The sequence below is a fragment of the Methylomarinum sp. Ch1-1 genome (assembly GCF_030717995.2).
Classification (GTDB): domain Bacteria; phylum Pseudomonadota; class Gammaproteobacteria; order Methylococcales; family Methylomonadaceae; genus Methylomarinum; species Methylomarinum roseum.
In genome coordinates this window covers 67,657-84,847 of record NZ_CP157744.1, presented here as the reverse complement: position 1 = coordinate 84,847, position 17,191 = coordinate 67,657, and the positions used below count along the sequence as shown (strand labels likewise).

Below are 17,191 nucleotides of genomic sequence, written 5' to 3'. Positions count from 1 at the left end.
TTTGATGAATACCTTAATCAGCTATCTTTATCGGGATGCCGACAATTACAAATTCACTGAATCCGTGGTTCTAAAAGGCGAAATTAGCAAAGATGACAAGGCGACTATCTTTGAAAAATTGGATAATGGACTGTATTTTCTTCCAGAACAGGTCGGTTTAAATACCGCGTTCGAACAGATTGTTTCGCACGGATATCGGTTTCCAACCGAGTCGGATCATCCTTGGCACGAACTCTGTTCGATTGAGAAAACTAATCAAGAACCGACCACTGAAGTCAGTCTGGACGAATTTATTGAGGCGTTTAGTAAAATCACGAAGCGATCTGACTGGGATGAGGTGACGGCTGAAGAGGCTATGCCATCAAGGGTTGATTTTGGGCCTTAAGAAAATTCTACAATCTTCATTGTTTAACCTGGAATATACCGAATTGACCGACTCTATTGATATTTCTCAATTGATTCTAGATATCTGGACTCAATATATTGAGTCCGGCTTAGCTAGGTCTTTTTACCAGATTAACAACGGCCTGTGTGATGATTTTAGCTTAGATGTCATTGCGGCGGCTGGCGGTAGCACTGAGAATTTTTTCGATGTGCAAGCAGGAAATTTCATGGAAGATAATAATTTCGACAGACAGTTATTGGAAAACCACTGGAGAATAACTCCTCCAAAAAAAATGACCTGGGATGACCTGAATCAACTTGGTATTGATGGCAGCACACACGTCTGGATCGTGCATAATAAGCGCCATTATGACGCTGAATGTCCGGAGGGTGTCGATAATTTCTTCGATTTGCCTTTGTTTTCTCGGTACAAAGTTGCTTATCTTAGGAGCAAAGGTGTTGCCGCCGACGATATTATGACCGAGGATATCGCCCCTCCCCCGCTATGCCCTATTAATAACCCCGTGAAAGAAGATGAAGATGAGGCGCTTGGAACACGAATGGCATAGCATGGGATATTCGCATTTGATTTTTAGGTGTACGAAAAATGCGTTATCGATGCTACCTTACTCTACAGCAATTCATCTGACGATATGCATGTCGAGATCTGTTTCCGGCGCTGGAAACGCCGCGGCAATTGACGCTCCCACTGACGTCTCGCTGTCGTTCACATTTCCTTCCGGGTCGTGCGGTTTACCGTTGATTGACACAACGCCGCCGCCAGAGACGCCTACCCGCTCTGTTTTATCGTTTAAGGTAATATCGGCATAATCCCATAAGCCAACCACCGCGGCGGACCTTTCCCAGCTGCTAATGGTACCACCCAATTCGGAAACAATTCTGGCTAAGATAGCTTTTGCTTCGAATTGCTTTTGCTCTTCTGATGCGGTTTGTGGCTTGGTGTCTTCACTTGGAGTATTTTCTTTGATCTTTGTGTGCATTTTTCAATATCCTGTATATGGCGCCATCAAGCGCATTGTTCCCGACCCATGGATTGCGATAACCAGTTATAGCTAATTAGGCCGTAATCAGCTAAGCAGAACCAATGTGTGATCACAATCTATCATTGCCTCATCAATTATCGGTTCGATTTTACTCCAGTCACCCCCGGCTAGACCGGCGCCAATTTTTGGGTAGCCAATTTTCAGGTCGCCAAACTGTTCTCTGATTTTGCCAAACACTTTTTTGATCGCCCGATAATCGGTCGCCTCATTCCCTTTTGTAAAGCGACGACCATAATGATATTGCGTATAAGCATTAACGACAATCAACGGCTTGCCATATTCATTGGCGACCACGGAATGACTAAAGCCACCTAGTTTTTTTCGTTCCCCTTTATTTGTTCTGAGATCTGCTTTATAAGCCTCTGGAAACTGTTGCTTAATGTCCAATGCAATGCCAGCTCCCATAGTGCAAAAACAGTTGCATCCATGTACGATCACATCAAACTGTCCTACTTTAGCCAACTGTATTAAATCACCATAAACCTTTTTCATAACCTACCTTTTTGGCTGTAGTTTCTGTTTTTTGACATCCTCCTCGCCCTAAAGAGACGAGGATTCCCGTGTGTTGACACTCAGGAGCCTACTTGCGTCACCGCGTTCGGCCGGTTTCTGCTGCTGACGGCCTTGACTGCACCGTTCACTTCACAGACTAGCCCCGACGGGTATTGTCGGCGCTAAGCCGGCTAACACCCTGTGCCCTCGGGTTAATACGTTTTTTGCGCCAACGACATCGGCATGATACCGGTAACCGCAGCTGGCGCATTGGAAATCAGCTTGGGTTCGACGGTTTTCCCTGGCGGCATGACCACAGCGCGGACATAGCATTCACATATATATGGTATATTATATATGTGAAATATTATATATCAAATAAAGTTTTATGAAAAAAGAATCACGTATTGAGGTTAGTTACGTTATTGCTTAGTTTTATTGTGGTAATATATTGTTAATTAATGAATAGAGATTAACATGATGGATTCAAATGTAGTAGTCATTGGCTTATCCGGTCTCGCGGGGAGCGGCAAAGATACCGCAGCAATTTACATGGCTGAAGAGTATAGATTTCATCAGATTGCTTTTGCTGACCCAATGCGTGCCGGCGTAAAAGCGCTTTTCGGGCTGCCGGAGAGCTATTTTAAAACCGGTAATAAAGACAAAATCATTCCATCAATTGGTCAATCGACTCGCCATTTGCTACAGCGCTTTGGTACATCATTTGGCTGTGCAATGCTGGGAGAATCTATTTGGACAGATGTTGCCCGCCAAAGGATCAGTTCATTACAAAAACATCATGGTGTAGACCGCATTGTCATTTCTGATGTTAGAACGGAAAACGAAGCTGCAATGATCCGGCATTACCCAGATGGGAAGGTCTTTCATATTAAACGAGATAAGCGCTGTCCCGGCGCCGGCCTGGGAATTTCGAAAGGAGTATTGCCTCCGATTCAGTCAACCAGAAAAGAAAAACCATCATTGCGTCATGCTTTAAAGAACGGATTAATCGCTGCTTTTGACCTAGAAGAGCAACATTTTTCTCCTGCCAACATCGATCTTGTAATTCCGTGGATCGGCAAGTCTCCATTTCAACTTATCAAGATACTCGGTACTCAATTCGGTTTTGACCTTCTGATTGCAAATTTAGTTGAGCTGACTGAGCCTAGTCATTTTTTGAATCAACAAATCGATCTTCGTTTGCCCAACAAGCATAAAACGGAGGCGGGAGTTGAGCTGCATGCCGGCGATGAAATTTTGGAGAATAACGGTGACTATGACGAGCTTTACGAGAGCATCAATTATTTATTAAGTTCCAAGCTTTCTTTGGAACGCCCAAGCCATTTCGAGAACGCCTGTTCTTGCTGACGATTCTTTAACAAAATTTTTGAGTAAGAGAGATTTACAATGACTGATAATAGTGAATTGGATCGAGCTGAAGCCCTTGGTTTTTCTTCGATCGAAGAGATGGATCAACATCAGGCATGGATTGAATCGCAGAAACACGAGTTTCAAGCGATTTTGGATTACCAGTTTAGCGATGAAGCATTGCAACGGCGCAACGAGATCATCCAAAATCAACAATTGCCTTCTTCATCCTTAATTTTTGTGTTACCGGAAGGAGCTCTATCAACAAAAGCCGCGTCAGATTTTGTTCACATCGATACTCGTAATGAATATTCTATGTCTAACGAGCATCCTGATCACCCATTGGACGACTGGCGCTACGAAGTCATTAATGAAGATACTCACCTAGGATATAACGATTGGGTGCATCACCGGATTGAGGCAGACGAACATCTAGTCCTAGACTTAAAACCTTGAGCAATAGGCGGCAATAAGGTCGAGTCGTGGATTAAAACTCTCCCACCTGTTGAGATTTCTGGCTTGAAAATGAATCGCACCTTAGAGACCATTGTCGGCGAATTGGTTAATGAAAAAAATTGTTGACCAAGAAACGGCAAAGATTGCAAAGCGTCTCACAAGCAAGACCGTATTCATCAGTGAACAATCTCCATTTTCGATGAATGAAGTCACTGGTTCATTCACCAAAAAAACCCGCTGCAGTGTTTTGTTAGCAACTATTATTTTTGATGCAAAGCTGTTTGAAATTGTTAGTTAAAATTTCTTCTGATTTACGTTCATCACACTTCCAAATATCTGAAATTTGTTTAATCGATAAGTCAACATCCCACGGAAACAATGATTTACCCGATACTTTTGCGAATGGCCCATCGCTCTCCGTGACAATACGCTCTTTGGGTATTATTGAAACAAGGTCACGGCCTTTTTTTGTGGCCAACATGGCTGGCCCTACAGAAAACCAGCATCCCATATCGATAGCTCTCTTTAGCTGAGTTGGCGTTCCAGTAAACCAATGCAGAATGGGCAAACCAGAAATACCCTTCAACTCGTCCAACACAGCTGCTGCACTGCCGCGACTATGCACACTCATGATTCTCCCGCCAGCACGGTCCACACTCTTGAGAATGTGGCGAAACACTTTGAGCTGAACGTCCCAGTGATCTTTGAATCCTTTACTCGCGTCAAGACCTATTTCTCCCACGTACTTAGTCCCGGGAAGTAGGGCGTCAAAAAGCTCAATCTCATGAGCGCGCTGATGAGCCAGTTGCGGATGCAGGCCTAATGCGGTTCGGATCCGTTGGCAGCCCTCAGCGAGCTGGCTTGTACCTTGCCATGCTTTTGGCGTTGTTGTGACAGACAGGACATAGGTGCCTCTTGCTCTACATCCTTCGATAATCTTGAATGGATCCGGATACAAATCCAGGTGGCAGTGCATATCGATACTCACATCGCACCCTCGGCCTTAAGGAAAGAGTGAACCTCATCCAGCCCTTCTAAAAAGACCTTTTGAAAATCCATTAACTGCGCAGGAGGAAGAGGCCCCCCGTCTGTAATCCAGGGGACAGGTTTTCGTGTTGTTCTTTGCGCTATGGCAATGGATAATGCCAAGAGATCATCTCTGCGATCAGTTTCATTCAGAATGTCCGCCACTTTATCGTAGGTATATTCAGTTTCTTCGTTAAATCCGCCAGCATGGAGCGCGGCTCGCCGGATGATGCAAGGCACACACACGCCGCATTGCTGATTCGTTCGCTTCCAATGACTGCAAGATATCGTACTGCTGACGACATTCTTTAGCAACTCCCTATTCAGACATTCAGTTGCCATCTGGCCTTTAGTTTTGAATTGGTAAGGATTGCTTATGCGGCAAGAGATATCTGCAGCGTCAAAAAGTTCCTGGATGCTTTTGATGAAGTGGGGGTGAGTTGTACGTGTGCTCAACGTCCCAATGCGTCTCGATGTCAGAGGAGCATTCAGCGAAATGAAACCATTTTCAGGAACAATCAGGTCAACAAAGTTTTCCTGAGTGAGGGCTTGTACCGCGCAGGCCCCAACCGCGGCAAATGCGAGAAAATTTATGCTGCGTGTCCGCATGGTGATGTCAGTTTCACCATTAAAAAGGTGTGGATCGGCATTTACCTCGAATCTGGCGTATCGGCCTTTCAATGCTTTGGCGATTTCATCCTGGTGGCTTTTGTCCCCCTTGTAGGCATGGCTCACCAACAATGGGGACTTGCTTTGCTCGAGCAAGTCAATTGCCCCAATAGCCGAATCTAACCCGCCAGAAAATAAACATACACAATCAATGCCTCTTAGCCGCACCAGATGGAACCGGTCACGTTGGCGATAAGGAGCGGGTGGTGGATAACCTCCTTCCTGAAAGTCAAAGTCCCAGATATCGCCGCTGAGGAAATGCAGAGTTTTATGAAGATCCTTCTTCAACACTTGCCATCGCCCGGGGTCGTGAAGTGGTAACTGAATCGAAAACTGCCGGGTCCAGCCATCCGATGCATCCGCGCGCCGAACAAACGAATCCGCGGCTGTTACCGCGAGCGCTATAGTCAGAAAGTCCATAACCTGAGCCGAAAGGCGCACCCCCAAACGCTTTATTTTGTCCACAACCGGATTCCCGATAACGGATATGTCCCCCCGAGTTTGCCCGCTCAGACTATAGAGTTGCACTGGCAGCAGGTCATCACTTGCCGGTGGCAGTAGCTGATGATTGTGATGAAATACTAAACGTGTCACTGGTAGAGCTCCCATTCCTTCCATGAATCAATAATGGCCTGGCGCTCAATCTGAACCATTTGCTGCCGGGTAAAGGTTCGGACATTGCCAGCGAGCTTGGGGGCCATATGCTTATCGACAATCACTTTGATCAATTCACGTAATTCCGTTTCCGCACGCATTGCCTGCGCCGGGGTATCAGCCTTGTTCCAGGCCCTGCCTGAGTCCATCACCATCTGCAGGAAAATACTTTCCGACAGGTATCCAATCATGGTGTCGACAATGACGTCATCGGTGATGCGATCAGGGTCGAAGGTTTCCACACCGTCCAGGGCTTCGACCAAAGCGTGGTTCATTGCTGCACGGATCTTGTCGGAGTCTCCGTCCTCAGAGGTTAATGCCTGAGCGATTTCTGATATCGCCAATTCACAGGGGAGGCCTGCCAAGCCTCCCAGATCGACGGTGAGCTCACCCGGGCCGGCTGGTGCGCCACTCAGGATCCCAAATAGCCCTCCGCCAGCCTGTGTAACGCTACCCATACGCCGAGCTGCGCTACCACTTCCTCCACTGGCTTTGCGGGCATAGTGGCCTACAGCGCTCTTCAGGTCACTCCTGTCGCCACCGGACACAAAGCGACCTAGTGACTGCCGGAAGGCCATAAACCTAGCTGGTTGTGGTGCTACTTGAGGTTGTTGAGGTTGATCATCCGCCCATGGCGGTACTAAAGGTGAACCGCCTCCCGGCCCGGTACTTGATTGCGATGTTCCCATTTTAAGCGTCCTTATGCCATCGCTCTTCTTTTAACAGGGTGGTCATCCATGCAGGGGGCTTATCAGTCAAAACCAGTTCCTGCAGGTACCGAATCAGAATCTTGGCTGCATCATCTGAGTGGCGAGCCAGTAGGCAGGCCCCTGTAAATCCTTTGGGTTTACGCGACCAATCGGACACCTGCCTTAAATGGCTTATCACCCCTTCCATCACAGGGATCTGCTCTTCCAGCGGCAGAGTATCCAGAAACTTTTCCGCCGTGGGTGAGCTGGTATTTTTCGTGGCCACCAGCACGTCCAGCACTTCGCGACCGCCCGGGGACAATCCTACTACATAGGCGCCAACCGGCATGGTTTCTCGTGAAAGATAAATCGCAGCTCTTAGGTCGACTTCACTTAACTTGGGTTCGAGCTGGGCCCACTTGCTGATAAAGGATTTCGTTGTTGGATTATCCGTCCATGTCTTGGGGGCGTTGTCGGGTATCTCGCCCTGCCCTTCTTCCAACTGCTTGAGCAGGGCGGGAACTCCCTGTTCGGCATCCACTAGGCGGTAAAAGTCAGTCGTTGCCTTCACGCCCACGCACCGCTCGAATATGACCAGCTTGGTGATAATGGCCTCATCCAGAGACATTGAGCGGCGCCGTGCAATCTGTGAGCGCATTTTAACGACGTTTAATAGCCGTTTCACGATCCTTGGGTTTCCGTGGATAATGGGTGAGTTTGCCAGTACCGGCGCGATACGGTCAGCACGCTCAAATGCCTGGGCTAGCGTGCTATCTTCTGACTCTTCAGTAAGAGCCAATGCGTCCTGCCGGGAAATGGGGTCAGCCTTCCAGGACTGCTGTAGGGCTTTCTCGAGACCGTCTCGGAGAGTGGCGAGCTTGTCCTTGGATAGACCATGGTCAATGGCGAACAGCATGAACAAGTAGGAGCGGACTTCCCGCACCCCAGCCTTGGGCACGCGTATAGGGACCTGAATCAGCTTATCTAGGTAGTCGATTTGATGGCGGTCCGAAGCTCCTTTGAAGTAGTCGGCCACCGCAAAGCGAATCATCTCTTCGTCGGCCGCAATGATGAACGCAGTATTAGTCAGGAACAGAAACAGCCGTATAGCTTCGAGGGTATGTATTGCATTGGTAGGCAGGCAGCGATCAAGGTTGTCGATGACCACCACTAGAGGCATGTCGAGCTCTTCTAGGATTTCACTGTATTCTTTCCGGAAGGCATCTATCTGTTGAGGCGGGCTCTTTTTCGCCTCGGACTTTAATAAGCTACCTGCATGTTCCTTGGCCTCTTTGGCTGTCTTGCTCAGATTCTCGTACTCATCTTCATCCTGAATACCATCGCTGGCATTTTCCAGAGCACCTGCGCCGCGAGCAAGGAGCCCACCGGTAGGAATGCCCGCCAACAGTGCCGTCCCTTCGGCCATGTAACCCAGAGCCCTAAAAAAGTTCACCCGAGCGAGGAGTTTTTTTGTCTTTTGGGTCAGACCTTCATTTCCATCCGCGGCTTTCGTTAATGCGGTCGCAATTACCTCAAGGAGTGCAGCCCGGGCATCGTCGTATCCCTGGTATAACCAAGCATCGAATTTAATGACAATCCAATCCCTTTCGTCTGCATTGAGGTGCTGCTCAATCAGTTTTAAAAGAGAAGACTTGCCGGCACCCCAGTTGCCGAACACGCCAATGGAAACTGGCAACATACCATCTGAAGTAAGTATGTCGACTGCCAGCTGCGAAACTTCACCAAAATTTAGGTAGTCATCCTCAGATTCCGTATCTGACCACAAATTGATTCCTCCCCCGGAAAATTCTTAATGTTCCTTATAAGATATTAAATAATCCGGGAAAAGTACATCTGTTCTTGGTTGCCTGTCAAGAATAACCCTTTAGTCTTTGATGCTCTATGCGGTATAACCGATTCTCAACTAACACTGTTAGAGTTTAAGTTGCCAGGATTTATTTCAATGGACATCTTTCCTTGGTCCTGAGTAATCTTAAATTGCTTCAGAACCGACATACCAACTAACACCGTATCAAGTCCGTCTTGAATTACTGCGCGAGCATTTCGAATGGTTAATACGCCAATCTGCAAGCTATCCACCGTGGTTTGATAGCCCGCCGTCTCTCCGGCTGCAGTATAAACTTTGACCCGAGCCCCCCTCTTTAAGCCCGCGAGTTCAGCAAATCTCCTTGGCACAGCTACCCAGGTTGCACCGGTGTCGATTATAAAGTTCATGGGGCGACCATTGATCAATCCGCTGCCAGAATAATGACCTCTTCTATCGGCAGTAATGACAATACCATCCGATGTTTCCTCGATTGAAGTCTCAAGCATACCATGTACACCGTCAATTTGATGATCAATAGCAAAAGAAGGGGCTTTCTGCCGCAAAAAATAATCGGCAGCTACATACAGAATGACAAAAGTAAGAAATACCAGAAGTACCGGATGCTTCATTTTTTAGTTTTCGTTTTTACATAGATGAGCTTTTATAGACTTGGCCTCTGGGTTGGGGACTCGCGATCGTCATCTTCCTGTATTTCAACAAAATTAACATCGAAATCAGCTAAAGATTCATAACTCATGTCACATGATTCGGGATCTAAATGATCTACGTATTGACCTGCTTCATTACGAAAAAAAACATAACCATCCTCTGTCTGAATTTTTTTTGGCGGCTGTTCAGACAAGCCAACTAAATAGGCTTTTTCCAGTATCGCGTGAATAGCTGATTGAGAAAAGTTCTGCTGATTCAAATTGCTGCTATCTTTATTCGGCAGCAATTCGGTGTCGACAAATTCCTTAATGAGTTTGCCGAATAATTTTTGTTGATTGTCACTATTCATAACATGTCTTCAGAGTTGAACGGGGTTTTAGTGGCCTGCTGTCAGGCTATAAATTAGCCTAAAGCTTTAATATTTTCAGAGGCAGGTAAGCTGTATTCGTAGACCTCTCCTGCCTGGATTTGATCAAGCGTTAATGACATATCAATGACAGAGAGTCGTCCATCAACCACTTGGTTAAGTTCACCGAAAATGGCTCCTGTATCGATCGCGCAAATATTACCGAATCGAGTAACTTTCTCTATTGGTGTATGACCTACGAAAACTTTATCGATACCCGGCACCGGGATGTTCAAATCAAACTCGACACGGGTGCGATTCCACAATGCGTGGTCTCGATATGGCGAGTCAGGGATTTCAAGGCACTCGGTAAAAAATTGCCAGGTAATGCCCTCAGGTACATCGGCATGAACAATCCCAATATTTCCGCCTTCAGTTTCAATTTCTAATGCGAGTGGCAGCTTTTTCGCCGCATTAACGACTGCAACAACCTGGTCATCGGTGGCTTCCAGTAACCAATTCATTTTGTATTGCCTAATGGCGAAAACCAAGACGTCCTGATGAACTTTGTCATCCGCAAACAAATCAATCAGCCCTTGCTCATGATTTCCTCGGACTGCATAAACATAATCACGCTCAAGAAACTCGGTAGCTTTCCAGGAATCAGGACCGCGATCGATGAGGTCCCCGACCGAAAAAAGACGATCACATGATTCGTTAAAACCGAGTTGCTCTAACGCTAATTCGAGAGTGTCGAAGGCGCCATGCAGATCACCAATTACATAGTCTTTGCCAGCTTTATTTTGTGGGATTTTTTTGAAAGCCTTCATGATTGTATCTCAATTTAATATTAATATGGGCCGGACTTATGGTTGTCGTCTTATTCTTCAAGCCTGTCGATTTCAAATTCCGGACCGATCAGCGTTCTTGGTATTTTTAATAGATTATTCCACCTTAAATTCCTCTAAAGAGCGGCCGCTATCCAGTAACTTCTGCAGCCATTTTGGGTAAAGGCCCCGCCCAGACCACTTTTCACTTGTGTTCTCAGGATTTTGATACTTGACTGGCACCTTCTTGCCCTTTAAGTGTGATCGCTTACCTTTTTCGGTGATTTCCACATGAACGCCGGCCGCATCAGCCAAGAGATGAATCTGTTCCAGTGCTCTATTTTTTTTTGCGCAACGCTTGTCTTTCAATATGTCTTGCGCGTCCAGAATCATTTGATTAAGCTCCTGCTCACTCATTTGAGTCATGGTTTCTCTATTATTCATTATTACTCCATTAAAATAAGATGCACCTTCTAGATATTAAATTGCGAGGGAATCACAATTTTTTGCAGAAAGGTAGTTGATGACTAATTTAATGCTTGGCGCATCGAGGCTATATTTTGAGTTCGGATTTCTTCACTGGCCAAGCGATCTTTCTCTTTTAATTCTTCAATTAATCGTCTGACATCAAGTTCATATTGTTCCGGAATCGCAATATTCTTAAGCTTTAGTTTTTCATTTTTATGAATATACTCTTCGGCAAATTGTTTAACTCGAGGGTCAACAGCAATATCTCGCGGCTTGATGAATTTGCTTGTAGACAAGGCGTTTAACGAGCGAACCCGAGACAACGCGACATAAATTTGGCCATAGGCAAAAGCACCCTCTCCTAGGTCTAAATGGACATTATCAAGTGTCTGACCTTGAGATTTGTGAATCGTTAGAGCCCAGGCTAGTTTTAATGGAAATTGTTCAAAGGCTCCAATCGTCTTTGTTTCAACCTGGTTCTTGTCCTCATCGTAGATGTAATCATTGATCGGCCATGTTTTACGAACAACCTCTACAGGTGATTCCGAGTGATCAAATTTGATGATAATCTTTTCTCGGTTGAAGTCTAGAACGGTGCCAGTACTGCCATTCACATACAAGCCCTCTTCATGATTGGCTGCAGCAATGACCCGGGCGCCAATTTTTACCAATAATTCCTTCGGAACAGGAAGTTCTGCCTCATCTACTTCGCCGGCGGTCCTACCTTTATATCTCGCACCCTTGCCTGAAATCGACTTTAATGCTGTTACGTTGGCTTCGTGTGCTTGTTTGTTCATCGCGCATAAAAAAACCGGCGGCGTTTCACTGTCAATGGAAGCGTTTATTCGTTGATTAATAACAGACAACGCCCCTTGTTTGTTAACACCAACACGAATGTCGTTAAGCGCATCAATAAATTGGTCGCTATCAGGATCGCGACGAAAGACTTCTGATAAATTAACGCAGGTAAATCGTCCTTTTCTCCAAGCTGGCGCATCGAAAAAATATTCCCCATTAAATAAATCACTTTTACTAAAGTAGGCTTTTTCGGATGTTTGGACGACAGGCGCTAATTGAAAAGGATCCCCTACCAAAACCATTTGCTTGCCGCCGAATGGCAATTCCGACCGACACGCTTTTTTCAATCGTCGATCGATAGCTTCAAGAACATCGGCGCGACACATCGAGATCTCATCAATTACGATGGTCTTGATGTATTTAATCATCTCCTCGAATTCCCGTTTTACCGGTTCTTTTTGGATTTTGTCCGGATCCAGCAAGCTAAGGCCGAACCTAAAAAAACGATGGGCCGTACAGCCATTAATATTCATTGCCGCCATTCCTGTAGTCGACAAAAAGACTGTATCGCCATCGGTCCGTTTTTTTCGCAATGCTTTTAGAATCTCTGATTTTCCGGATCCCGCCTTTCCTGTCAAAAAGATATTTTTACCAGAAGCGATCAAGTCCAAAACATTTAATTGATCAGGTGATAATTTATCCATATGAAGTGCCTCGCAACAATGTGATTAACTGTAAGTGGAGAGCCATTGGCGCATATCATGAAATTCAAATTGAACGGGTTCGCGACCTTTTCGTTCGATACAAGCGACAAACTTACTGATTTCTTCATGCTCGTCACACCACGACTGAAGTATGTGTTTTTGAGTATCAGTTAAAGGATCAAATTCAACCACCATTCTCTTCAAAGCAATGCTTGAATGACTTTCGAAAATGGCAATTAGCGCTAACAAAAAGATTATTGTGACAAAAATATGCGTATGCCCTTGGCCTGGGCCGAGCGACGGGGGCATCATTGAAATGCCTATCAATAGCACAACACCTAACACCAGGCGAAGACCGGTTTTGCGCATTTTTTTCAATAAAAAATGACGTTCTTTATCAAGCGTCGGCTGATCTGCAATAAAATTCTCGAGCAATGAAGGTCTTTGATCTTTTAATTCTTCTGTCATCAAAACTTTACTTGTTATCTGTTCTGTTATAAAAAAATGACCTTTGATTTAAATAATACTTAAAATATATATATTACAATATATTTTATCTTCAGCAAATTATGCGCACTTAGCACATCAGTCAACATCATAGGATTGGTTAATAAAATTTCCAAACCGTGTGTATTCTCCTGCAAAAGTCAGCCTGGCTGTTCCCAAGGGCCCATTTCTCTGTTTTCCAATAATAATTTCAGATGTGCCTTTATCAGGCGAGTCTTCGTTATAAACTTCATCGCGATAAACGAACATGATGACATCAGCATCCTGTTCAATAGCACCGGATTCACGCAAATCTGACATGACCGGGCGTTTGTTTGGGCGTTGTTCTAAATTACGGTTTAACTGAGAAAGAGCGATGACCGGAACATCAAATTCTTTTGCTATGCTTTTTAAACTTCGAGAAATTTCAGACAATTGATTGATTCGTGATTCTTTTTCATTATTGCCGCGCATCAGCTGTATATAATCGACAATAACTGCTCCTAGTTTTCCTTTTTCACGCACCAACTGTTTTACTTTTGCCTTCATTTCATTCGGGCTTAGCGCAGGGGTATCATCAATATTGATATCCATTGTCTTTAGGCGTGTTATGCCGGCCGTTAACTTTGGCCAATCTGAGTCCGTCATCTTTCCGCTTCTCAAATGGTTTAGTGGAATGCGTCCTTGGGACGCAAGCATTCTTAAACCTAGTTGCTCTTCCGGCATCTCCATTGAAAATACCGCAATAGGAAGACCGGTTGATTGAGCAATGTTTTCACCAATATTCATGGAGAAACTTGTTTTTCCCATGGAAGGACGAGCCGCCACAATAATTAAGTCTGATGGCACAATACCAGACGTAATGTCATCCAAATCGGTAAACCCGCTTGAATATCCAACCAAGCCACCTTCAGACTCAAACATTTCCTCAATTTTATCGAGAACTTTTGGTAGGACATTAGTTAACCCCGAAAATTTATTCTTACCGTTGCTCCTGCCATCAATGATTTGATTGATTAGCCTCTCTGCATCATTTAGATGATGATCGATATTGTAGTCAGGTGTTTTTAAGGATGCGTTTTGTTTGATTTTGCCTACCGCCTGCATTAGCTTACGGTAGTCCGACTGATCCTTGACTATTTTCGCGTATGCCTTGATATTTGCTGCTGAAGGAGTGTCTTTTGCCAACTCTCCTAGAAAATTGAAGCTGATATTGCTGCCTTCAAGCTCATTGGAAACCGTCAGGATATCCACTTCTTTTGATTCGTCGACCATGCGGCTAATCACTGTGAATACAGCCTTATGCTCAGACACATAAAAATCATCTGACTGAACGATACTAGCTATATCATCCCAGGACCCTGGCTTGATTATCAGGCCACCGATAACAGATTTTTCTGCTTGAAGATTAAAAATTAAGGGGTCATTATCCATCTTGACGAAGGAATCTGGGTCATCAGCGCGAAGAGCATTATCTTGATAGATAGGATCTGAAATAACAGTTTTTTTCATTATTGTTCGCTTTAATTCTTAACATTAATATATTACCACATCTACGATTAATTAATAAGTTGATTGTGATAACTATTTAACGTTTTTTTATTAGTTTTTAACTGTTTTTTGTGTAATTATGTTTTGTTAGATATTACGTAGCAAGAGCATTACAACAGAAAGACATTGCGTTCTTACTTAGGAGATCAGTTAACAATGAACAGGGCCTCGAAAAACAACATCACTCATATTCAACAGTTTCGTGCCAGCAAGGAATTAGAGGGTATGGCCGATGAGGAAACCGCCGCCGATCAGTGGATTGCTCAAATGGATAGCATTTCTCCATTTGATGATCTTGACGCTCTTCGCGAAATCTTAAATGAATGTCCGGACCGAACATTGGAGCAATATCATTGGTTAGGCGGATTGATAATGGGAAGGTCCGTTAACGAAGAAATTGCTTGCATGGGCGATGATCCATACGCTACCAATACATGATTAAAATACAATCTATGTAAAACATCTTCTAATTGTCCCCGTTCTTATGAAATTTAGAATATCACTGTTTGCCAGCCTCTATTTTACAACATGCCTTTCCATATCTCATGCCTTTGATATTCAAAAAGAAGCGAGCGGCTTGTTGCGACTGAATTATGAAGGCTTCACCGTTTGGGTTGATTGTAAAGAACGAGCCGCCGTCAAGTACCGATTTAATGTTCAGCATGACAATGGCAATATTCCTCGATCAAAAAAATTTTCTTCAGACCCTAACGTTTCAAAGCTATGTCAGCAAAAAAGTACCGGAACCTACAAGAAAAAAGGTGAGCGATGGGATAGAGGGCACATGGTTAATGCGAATTCACAAGACAATAATCGTGTATCAATCATGCAAACCAACTACATGACAAATATTTTGCCGCAAACAGCAGAGCTAAACCGAGGAGCGTTTTATCAGACTGAGTTGATAGCCGAATGTTATCGTGACATCGATGAATTGCTGGTGTTGGGTGGCGTCATTTGGGGCGACGATAAAAGCAATGATTATTTTGTTCAGAGTCATGGGGTTAGAACGCCTGATTATTTTTGGAAAGTTATTGTTCGTCAGGACCGTGTAATCGCATGGGTTCTACCTAACAACCATCAAGCAAAAAAGAGCCGTCTTGACAAATACTTAGTTTCTGTTGCCGACATTGAAAAAATTACCGGAGAAGTGATGCCCGTAGCAGATTATTTAAAGCACGACAAGCTTAAAACTAGTTGGCCGGTCCCGAGAAATTGCAACAAAAGCTAGAGAAATTTTTTTGACGCGTTAAACTATTAAACAGTTAGCATTGTTAAAAAAAAATGCACTTTTTGTTTGACTTAATTTTTTTCAAAAATAGAATATTTTTTAAACATAAAAACAATTCCTTTATCATTTAAGCGAAGAAATTATGAGCGATAAAGAAAAAATCATCAATTTAAGCGATCGGTTTGCCGAGAACAAACCCAAGTTTGATGATATCAAGACATGGATAAAGGCTGTTACACCCTTACTATTTAATAAGAGTTTGCAAGAGCTTAATGAGATTTTAGATTCATGCCCAGACAAGTCGCATCCTCGGTATCACCAGTACAGAGGTGTGCGCGACGGTCGCGCTGTTTTTGAAGCAAAAAAACAAGTTAGTAAAAGCTCAGCTAATATTTTAAAGCCAAATTTCAAGTAAGCCTGTTTCAGAGTAGCTCTGGAGCAAACACTTTGGGCCTTGAGTAGATCGATCCATTCAACCGACTCAGGCTCGCGCTCAAATGTCTGCATGCAGCTCGCGACTAGGCAGAAACCGTTCGGCTAAGCTGTCTGTGACAGTGTCGCCAAGCGTCAGAACACCGCAAATGCAGCAAGCACAGGGACAGTTTGTCACCCACATTTGCCTGTCTAATTTTTAGTCAATTTGATCCCAGGCCTTTTATTTAGCCTGTTCCTTAAAAAAAAATACAAGTTATCAACATAGTTATCTACAGGATCTGTTGATAACTATGGAATGCACCCAGCGAATAAGTGTCGGCACTTATCCTTCATCAGTGTCTGCATGCTTCATTGTGACCAGGCAGGAACCGTTCGGTTAAGCTGCCTGTGGGTGTGTCGCTAAGCGGCAGGACGCCGCGAATGCAGCAAACGCAGGAGCAGTTTGTCGCCCACATCCCGACATCGGTGATGGACCGGGCCAGCCGGCGGTTTTTCAGCATCCCGGCCACATTAAGTCCTGGCGGCTATTGGCGATTTTTTTATGCAACCTCGCCACCTTGAGCTGTTGCCGGCGCCAATGGCTTGAGCCTTTTTGCATACGTGCCAACTGCCGCTGGGCTCGCTTGAGCTTGCGGTGATAGCGGTAGCTGTACCTCGGTGCGCCGGTGAAAAACCCGTCGCTGGTCACCGCCACATCCTTGATGCCGACATCGATCCCCACCGCTTAACCTCCTGTTTGGTCGCAGAGAGTGAAACCGATTAGCGATAGCCTTTCAAGGCCTTTATCTTCCTTCCTTGAAAATCAATTAGTTATATTTTTTTGTCGTGTACAGAGGAGTCAATTATAAGTATTACACTTTATGTTATATAATTACTTAATAACCACTCAAAAATATAATATTACAGATCAGAAATTGAAAGACAAATCAAACTTATTATCATTTTTTTTGTTAAACGGTATTGCTCGCAATCTAGCCAAAACCGTAGCTTCAAGCCAAAGTACTACTTGGAGGCAAGCACAAACATCCCTATCTTTTTTGTTCAAC

The 17,191-nt window shown here is 44.5% G+C and carries 22 protein-coding genes; 7 read left to right on the top strand and 15 right to left on the bottom strand.

Going from position 1 to position 17,191, the window contains the following annotated elements; genetic code table 11:
• Window positions 1-4: 4 nt before the first annotated feature.
• Window positions 5-385: a hypothetical protein gene (locus Q9L42_RS20555; RefSeq protein ID WP_305910551.1), complete on the top strand. Its 381-nt coding sequence runs from the start codon at window positions 5-7 to the stop codon at window positions 383-385.
• Window positions 375-953 carry a hypothetical protein gene (locus tag Q9L42_RS20550; RefSeq protein WP_349432808.1) on the top strand — a complete coding sequence of 193 codons (579 nt, stop codon included), beginning with the start codon at window positions 375-377 and terminating at the stop codon, window positions 951-953. Before Q9L42_RS20555 ends, Q9L42_RS20550 begins: the two co-directional genes overlap by 11 nt.
• Before the next feature lie 72 nt (window positions 954-1,025).
• Here the strand turns inward: Q9L42_RS20550 and Q9L42_RS20545 are convergent, their stop codons facing one another.
• The 3 genes from Q9L42_RS20545 to Q9L42_RS20535 all read right to left on the bottom strand — a co-directional run bounded on the left by Q9L42_RS20545 (window position 1,026) and on the right by Q9L42_RS20535 (window position 2,273).
• Entirely contained in the window at window positions 1,026-1,385 is a 360-nt protein-coding gene (locus Q9L42_RS20545; protein ID WP_305910548.1) for a hypothetical protein, read from the bottom strand.
• Window positions 1,386-1,472: 87 nt separating this feature from the next.
• Window positions 1,473-1,940 (bottom strand): macro domain-containing protein, encoded by a 468-nt coding sequence (locus Q9L42_RS20540; RefSeq protein WP_305910547.1) that lies wholly within the window; start codon window positions 1,938-1,940, stop codon window positions 1,473-1,475.
• Between the two features lie 150 nt (window positions 1,941-2,090).
• Window positions 2,091-2,273, bottom strand: coding sequence for a zinc ribbon domain-containing protein (locus Q9L42_RS20535; protein WP_305910546.1), 183 nt, complete (start codon window positions 2,271-2,273; stop codon window positions 2,091-2,093).
• A gap of 144 nt (window positions 2,274-2,417) precedes the next feature.
• Between Q9L42_RS20535 and Q9L42_RS20530 the strand changes: the two genes are divergently transcribed.
• Entirely contained in the window at window positions 2,418-3,308 is an 891-nt protein-coding gene (locus Q9L42_RS20530) for a hypothetical protein (RefSeq protein WP_305910545.1), read from the top strand.
• A 39-nt stretch (window positions 3,309-3,347) separates the two neighbouring features.
• Entirely contained in the window at window positions 3,348-3,764 is a 417-nt protein-coding gene (locus Q9L42_RS20525; protein ID WP_305910544.1) for a hypothetical protein, read from the top strand.
• A gap of 250 nt (window positions 3,765-4,014) precedes the next feature.
• Here the strand turns inward: Q9L42_RS20525 and qatD are convergent, their stop codons facing one another.
• From qatD to dnaB, 11 genes are all read right to left on the bottom strand, one after another.
• The gene (gene qatD / locus Q9L42_RS20520; protein ID WP_349432869.1) at window positions 4,015-4,740 is read right to left on the bottom strand and encodes a Qat anti-phage system TatD family nuclease QatD; all 726 of its coding nucleotides are present in this window, start codon (window positions 4,738-4,740) and stop codon (window positions 4,015-4,017) included.
• An 8-nt stretch (window positions 4,741-4,748) separates the two neighbouring features.
• Window positions 4,749-6,068: a Qat anti-phage system QueC-like protein QatC gene (qatC, locus tag Q9L42_RS20515; RefSeq protein WP_349432868.1), complete on the bottom strand. Its 1,320-nt coding sequence runs from the start codon at window positions 6,066-6,068 to the stop codon at window positions 4,749-4,751.
• A complete protein-coding gene (locus Q9L42_RS20510; protein WP_305910541.1) occupies window positions 6,050-6,571 on the bottom strand; it encodes a hypothetical protein in 522 nt (173 codons plus the stop codon). Before Q9L42_RS20510 ends, qatC begins: the two co-directional genes overlap by 19 nt.
• A 232-nt stretch (window positions 6,572-6,803) precedes the next feature.
• Window positions 6,804-8,588 carry a KAP family P-loop NTPase fold protein gene (locus Q9L42_RS20505; protein ID WP_349432806.1) on the bottom strand — a complete coding sequence of 595 codons (1,785 nt, stop codon included), beginning with the start codon at window positions 8,586-8,588 and terminating at the stop codon, window positions 6,804-6,806.
• A gap of 134 nt (window positions 8,589-8,722) precedes the next feature.
• A complete protein-coding gene (locus Q9L42_RS20500; RefSeq protein ID WP_349432805.1) occupies window positions 8,723-9,259 on the bottom strand; it encodes a retropepsin-like aspartic protease family protein in 537 nt (178 codons plus the stop codon).
• Between the two features lie 32 nt (window positions 9,260-9,291).
• The gene (locus Q9L42_RS20495; protein WP_349432804.1) at window positions 9,292-9,648 is read right to left on the bottom strand and encodes a hypothetical protein; all 357 of its coding nucleotides are present in this window, start codon (window positions 9,646-9,648) and stop codon (window positions 9,292-9,294) included.
• A gap of 53 nt (window positions 9,649-9,701) precedes the next feature.
• Complete coding sequence (locus Q9L42_RS20490; RefSeq protein WP_305910536.1) at window positions 9,702-10,475, bottom strand: metallophosphoesterase; 774 nt, start codon at window positions 10,473-10,475, stop codon at window positions 9,702-9,704.
• 114 nt (window positions 10,476-10,589) lie between these two features.
• Complete coding sequence (locus Q9L42_RS20485; RefSeq protein WP_349432803.1) at window positions 10,590-10,916, bottom strand: H-NS histone family protein; 327 nt, start codon at window positions 10,914-10,916, stop codon at window positions 10,590-10,592.
• A gap of 83 nt (window positions 10,917-10,999) precedes the next feature.
• The gene (locus Q9L42_RS20480) at window positions 11,000-12,442 is read right to left on the bottom strand and encodes an ATP-dependent DNA helicase (RefSeq protein ID WP_305910534.1); all 1,443 of its coding nucleotides are present in this window, start codon (window positions 12,440-12,442) and stop codon (window positions 11,000-11,002) included.
• Window positions 12,443-12,466: 24 nt separating this feature from the next.
• Window positions 12,467-12,910: a hypothetical protein gene (locus Q9L42_RS20475; RefSeq protein WP_305910533.1), complete on the bottom strand. Its 444-nt coding sequence runs from the start codon at window positions 12,908-12,910 to the stop codon at window positions 12,467-12,469.
• A gap of 117 nt (window positions 12,911-13,027) precedes the next feature.
• The gene (dnaB, locus tag Q9L42_RS20470; protein ID WP_305910532.1) at window positions 13,028-14,440 is read right to left on the bottom strand and encodes a replicative DNA helicase; all 1,413 of its coding nucleotides are present in this window, start codon (window positions 14,438-14,440) and stop codon (window positions 13,028-13,030) included.
• Window positions 14,441-14,635: 195 nt separating this feature from the next.
• On the opposite strand from dnaB, the gene Q9L42_RS20465 reads away from it, so the two are divergent.
• The 3 genes from Q9L42_RS20465 (at window position 14,636) to Q9L42_RS20455 (ending at window position 16,125) form a co-directional block, all read left to right on the top strand.
• Window positions 14,636-14,917: a hypothetical protein gene (locus Q9L42_RS20465; RefSeq protein ID WP_305910531.1), complete on the top strand. Its 282-nt coding sequence runs from the start codon at window positions 14,636-14,638 to the stop codon at window positions 14,915-14,917.
• 46 nt (window positions 14,918-14,963) lie between these two features.
• Window positions 14,964-15,710 (top strand): DNA/RNA non-specific endonuclease, encoded by a 747-nt coding sequence (locus Q9L42_RS20460; protein ID WP_305910530.1) that lies wholly within the window; start codon window positions 14,964-14,966, stop codon window positions 15,708-15,710.
• A 142-nt stretch (window positions 15,711-15,852) separates the two neighbouring features.
• Window positions 15,853-16,125: a hypothetical protein gene (locus tag Q9L42_RS20455; protein WP_305910529.1), complete on the top strand. Its 273-nt coding sequence runs from the start codon at window positions 15,853-15,855 to the stop codon at window positions 16,123-16,125.
• Between the two features lie 513 nt (window positions 16,126-16,638).
• Here Q9L42_RS20455 and Q9L42_RS20450 read toward each other — a convergent pair.
• Entirely contained in the window at window positions 16,639-16,866 is a 228-nt protein-coding gene (locus tag Q9L42_RS20450) for a transposase (RefSeq protein ID WP_349432802.1), read from the bottom strand.
• Window positions 16,867-17,191: the final 325 nt, after the last annotated feature.